General features: G+C 67.8%; 8 protein-coding genes and 1 pseudogene. 5 read left to right on the forward strand and 4 right to left on the reverse strand.

The annotated features are described in order from the left end of the window. From AC1D12_RS26105 to AC1D12_RS26115, 3 genes are all read right to left on the reverse strand, one after another. A partial coding sequence (locus tag AC1D12_RS26105) for a group III truncated hemoglobin (RefSeq protein ID WP_477843863.1) occupies positions 1–242 on the reverse strand: 242 nt, incomplete at its 3' end. Further along, complete coding sequence (locus AC1D12_RS26110; protein ID WP_477826457.1) at positions 235–399, reverse strand: hypothetical protein; 165 nt, start codon at positions 397–399, stop codon at positions 235–237. The genes AC1D12_RS26110 and AC1D12_RS26105, both read right to left, overlap by 8 nt. Positions 400–417: 18 nt before the next feature. Further along, the gene (locus tag AC1D12_RS26115; RefSeq protein WP_477843865.1) at positions 418–1,644 is read right to left on the reverse strand and encodes an NnrS family protein; all 1,227 of its coding nucleotides are present in this window, start codon (positions 1,642–1,644) and stop codon (positions 418–420) included. 128 nt (positions 1,645–1,772) lie between these two features. On the opposite strand from AC1D12_RS26115, the gene AC1D12_RS26120 reads away from it, so the two are divergent. The 5 genes from AC1D12_RS26120 to AC1D12_RS26140 all read left to right on the forward strand — a co-directional run bounded on the left by AC1D12_RS26120 (position 1,773) and on the right by AC1D12_RS26140 (position 4,062). Next, the gene (locus AC1D12_RS26120) at positions 1,773–2,309 is read left to right on the forward strand and encodes an RrF2 family transcriptional regulator (protein ID WP_477829165.1); all 537 of its coding nucleotides are present in this window, start codon (positions 1,773–1,775) and stop codon (positions 2,307–2,309) included. Positions 2,310–2,375: 66 nt separating this feature from the next. Then, positions 2,376–2,822 carry a hypothetical protein gene (locus AC1D12_RS26125; protein WP_477843867.1) on the forward strand — a complete coding sequence of 149 codons (447 nt, stop codon included), beginning with the start codon at positions 2,376–2,378 and terminating at the stop codon, positions 2,820–2,822. After that, positions 2,819–3,172, forward strand: a complete 354-nt coding sequence (locus AC1D12_RS26130; RefSeq protein ID WP_477843869.1) for a hypothetical protein — start codon at positions 2,819–2,821, stop codon at positions 3,170–3,172. Before AC1D12_RS26125 ends, AC1D12_RS26130 begins: the two co-directional genes overlap by 4 nt. 129 nt (positions 3,173–3,301) lie before the next feature. After that, complete coding sequence (locus AC1D12_RS26135) at positions 3,302–3,649, forward strand: H-NS histone family protein (RefSeq protein ID WP_047502459.1); 348 nt, start codon at positions 3,302–3,304, stop codon at positions 3,647–3,649. Positions 3,650–3,672: 23 nt separating this feature from the next. Further along, positions 3,673–4,062, forward strand: coding sequence for a nuclear transport factor 2 family protein (locus AC1D12_RS26140; RefSeq protein ID WP_477843871.1), 390 nt, complete (start codon positions 3,673–3,675; stop codon positions 4,060–4,062). An 8-nt stretch (positions 4,063–4,070) separates the two neighbouring features. Here the strand turns inward: AC1D12_RS26140 and AC1D12_RS26145 are convergent. Further along, positions 4,071–4,321 (reverse strand): annotated as a pseudogene (locus AC1D12_RS26145) (glutamate racemase); the annotation flags it as partial.

Genomic DNA, 4,321 nt, shown 5'->3' on the forward strand with positions numbered 1-4,321 from the left:
GGGTGCACGCCGTCGAGCACCATGTGCTTGCTGTAGACGTTGCCGCGGAAGGTTCGCGTGCCCAGCATCACGGTGCTCCAGAACTCGACCAGCCGATCGAGGTGCACGCTCCAGTCGTCGCCGATCACCTTGTTGAACACCGGTGCGAGCAGGTCGTCGCTCCGCACATCGCCATAGAAGTCGTGCACCAGCGTCTCGATGCCGGCTCGGTCCAATGCCCGGGCTGTCACGTGTTCACTCATGCTGGGGAAGCTCCTTGTCGTCCGCCAAGCTCTCGCCGCGGGCCTTCGTCCGTTCGCGCACCTGGGCCTTGAAGGCGGGCATCGCGCCGTCGTTGAAGACCAGCAGCGCGACGACCGACAGGACGAACGCGGACAACAGGATGGCGACGGTGCTCATGGGGTGGGGAAGTTCGTTTCAGCCGTCCTGCCCGTCGACGCGTGGCGAGCACAGCCAGGGGAGGTAGAGACTGAGGTAGAGCGTGAAGGCGGCGATCCAGGCGGCGCCGGCGATCAGCAAGGCTGGCCCATAGGCTGSGGGCCACAGCAGCGGCACGCCGACGCGCAGCACGGTCGCCAGCATCACCAGCCCGTAGGCGACGGCCTCGAGCCGGGTCGGCTCCAGCGGCCGGCCGGTGTGGCCGCGCGCGGTGCGGGTGATCATGCCGATCACCAGGCCGCCGGTGGCACCGACCGCCAGCGCGTGGACGGCCGGCGACACGGCGCTGCCGAACGCCAGGGCTGCGGCGAGCAAGGCCAGGCCGATCGGGATCCACGCATAGGCCAGGTGCAGCACCCACAGCAGCGGCCGGCGCAGCGTGCGCCACGGCGCCCACGACAGCGCGCGCCAGGCGTGCAGCGCGGCGGCGCCGGCCAGCAGCGAGGCGGCCAGGCGCGGTGTCTCGCCCGCCACCCACAGCGCCAGCCCGCCGACGGTGGCGACCAGCGCGATGCGATCGCGCAGCGGCGAGGCACGCAGTTGCAGCCCGGGCGTCGCGTTCATCGTGAAGGCCGGGATCACGCGGCCGCCCATCACCGTCTCCAGCACGACGATGAGGGCCAAGCCGGCGTGCAGCGGCGCCATCGCATCGAAAGCCAGCGCACCGCTGGCCGCCAGGTGGAAGCCGAGGTTCGCCAGGCCCAGCAGCCCGAGCAGCACCGCGATGCCGGCATTACGCAGGTTTCGCGAGCGGATCACCAGGTCGGCGAACAGCGCGGCCACCAGCGGCAGCAGGGTCACGTCGAGCAGGAAGAAAACGGGGTAGGGCGCGCACAGCCCGGCCACGCGGGCGGACAGCCACAGTGCGGCCAGCGCGCCGAGCAGGCCGCCGCGCGGCGTCGGCAGCTGCGTCCACAGCTGGCCGGCGGTGAGAAGGAAGCCGATCACCACCGCGCCGACGACGCCGAAGATCATCTCGTGCGCATGCCACAGCGCGGGTGCCAGCGTGCCGGGCAGCGCGAGGCGGCCGGTGAAGACGAAGAACCAGGCCGCCATCAGCACGACCGCGGCGCTCGCGGCGCCCAGGTAGAACGGGCGGAAGCCCAGCCTCAGCAGCGGCCACCCGCGGGGCGCCGGTGGCTTCGCCCGCGGCGACGGGACGGCGACGCGGATGGGGCGGAACGAGGAGGCGCTGGGCGTGGACATGATGGGTGCTTATTAATGCATTTAAATGGCATCTTAAAGCCGACGATCGCACCATGGCAAGCAAGAAGCTATGCCACTTTGTCCCACCCTAAAGTAAACTAAAACATGCTTGTTTGCTGGAGTGGCCCGTGCGCCTGACCGTCTACACCGACTACACGCTGCGCGTGATGATGTACCTCGCGGTGGCGTGGCCGACGGGGCGTGTCGCGACCATCGACGAGATTGCCGGCGCCTACGGCATCTCGCGCAACCACCTGACGAAGATCGTGCACGAGCTCGGGCTGAACGGCTTCATCGCGACGACGCGCGGCCGCGCCGGCGGTGCGATGCTGGCCCGTGCGCCGAACGAGATCTCGATCGGCGACATCGTGCGCATGGCCGAGAAGGACTTCGCGGTCGTCGCATGCCACGACACCGCGGTGCCGCACGGCTGCCGGATCTTCGCGGCCTGCAACCTGAAGCGCGTGCTGGCGCGCGCGGTCGACGCCTTCATGGCCGAACTCGACGCGATGACGTTGCAGGATGCGATCACCGTGCCGACGGTGGCCGCCTCGCTGCTGGGCATGAGTACGGAAGAGCGGCCGGTGAGGGTGATGCGTTCCCGACCGCCGGTCGCGAAGGAGGCCTCGGCCAAGCGCTCGCTGCGCGCCACGAAGGCGCGCTGATCCATCAGAGATCGAAGCCCGGCTGCGCGGTGGGGCGGGGAGGTCAAACTCGCCGAGAATGCCGGCATGATCGTCTACATCATCCTTGCCGCCGTCGGCGTTGCCTTCAGCCTTGCCGTGCTTGCGGCGATCGTCTGGGCATTGACCCGCCCGAGTGACCGCATCCAGATGGCCAGCCTGTGCCTCTTCGGCTGCATTGCCCTGTATTGCGCCGGGGCCGTGCAGATCCATGATGCCGACGCCATGCTGGGCATCCTGGCGGGTGCGTATGCATTGCTGCTCTATGGGGTGCTTGCTGCCTTCGCCATCTTCCAGAAGCGCTGGGCATGGAAGGCCACCATCGTGGCGTTCGTCGTTCACGCTGCGCTGGTCGTGGCGGTGCTTCTCGCGGCGCTGCAGTCCGGCAAGACGATGTGGCTCGTGCTCGGGGTGTGGGTGATCCTGGGCGCGGTGGGGTTGTATGCCTCGCTGCACAAGGGGACGCGCCAGGTCATGGAGGGCGCCACTGCATGAGCGGTTCGGTCGAAACCATCACCATGTACCGGCCGACCGGGCCGAAGGAACTCCAGCTCGTCCGCGAGAGCGGATTCAAGCGCTGGCCGCCCAGGCTGCCCGACCAGCCGATCTTCTATCCCGTCACCAACGAAGCGTATGCGGTGCAGATCGCGCGCGACTGGAACGTCGGGGCCAGCGGGCAGGGCTTCGTCACCCGGTTCCAGGTGCGTGCCGGCTACATGGCCCGGTTCAAGGTGGAAACGGTGGGCGGTGCCGAGCACACCGAGTGGTGGGTGCCTGCGGAAGAGCTCGAAGAGTTCAACGACAACATCGTCGGGCTCATCGAGGTCATTCGCCAGTTTCCGTGACCTCTTGAGCGCGGTAGGGGTACGCGCTCGGGCTCGATGGGTATGTGTCGGGCGCAGTTGCAAAAACGGCCACGCGGGCACATAGACTATCGCCCATCGCTTTTCCGATCCATGTCCAGGACCACCGAAATGACCGAACTGAAGGGTATGTCGTACTCGGAGCTGCGTGCTCTGCTCGAAGAAACCGAAGCCGCGCTGAAGCTCAAGCGCACCGAGGAACTGAAAGTCCTGGCGGACGGCTACGCCAAGAAGCTGCAGATGGGCGGCTTCAGCATCGCCGAAGGGATCGAGGCCTTGAAGCCCTACCTGCCCGCCAAGCCCGTCAAGACGCCGTCGGTGCCCGGCGAAGAGCGCAAGGCGAAGTACGCGAACCCCGCCGATCCCAGCCAGACCTGGGTCGGCATGGGCAAGCCGCCGCAGTGGTTCCGCGATCAGCTCGCCGCCGGCCGCTCGCGTGAGGACATGCAGATTTCCTGAAAACTTCCCTGAAAGGACGCCCCATGGCCATCGCCACGCTTGCCGTCTGGCACGAACTCGTCGCGACACGCAACGCAAAGGGGCTCGGGGCACTGCTCGCCGACAACGTCGTCTTCCATTCGCCGGTCGTGCACACGCCGCAGGTCGGCAAGGCCGTCACGGCGCAGTACCTCGGCGCGGCCTTCCACGTCTTCTTCAACGAAAGCTTCCGCTACGTGCGCGAAGTCGTCGGCCCGCGTGACGCGGTGCTCGAGTTCCAGGTCGAGATCGATGGCATCGCCGTCAACGGCGTCGACATGCTCACCTGGGACGATGAGGGACGGATCGTCGACTTCAAGGTTCTCGTCCGGCCGCTGAAGGCGATCAACCTGATCCACCAGAAGATGGCGGCGATGCTGCAGGCGCAGCAGTAGCCGCGCGATCAGGCGTCCGATCCGTTCACCTCGCAGCGGAACGCGAGCCAGCTCGCGGCCACGCGCTGCAATGCCGCCACGTCGCCGGTCGTTTCCAGTCGCACCGCATCGCCCGCCGTATCGTCGGTCACATGCGCCGCGCCGCTGGCCTGCCACAGCTGCGCCGCGCGCCGCGCCACCGCATCGGCGGTGTCGATGATCTGCACCTGCGGCCCCATCGCTGCGGCGATCAGGTGCTGCACGAAGGGGTAGTGCGTGC

The sequence above is a fragment of the Rhizobacter sp. P1_G5 genome, from assembly GCF_056405435.1.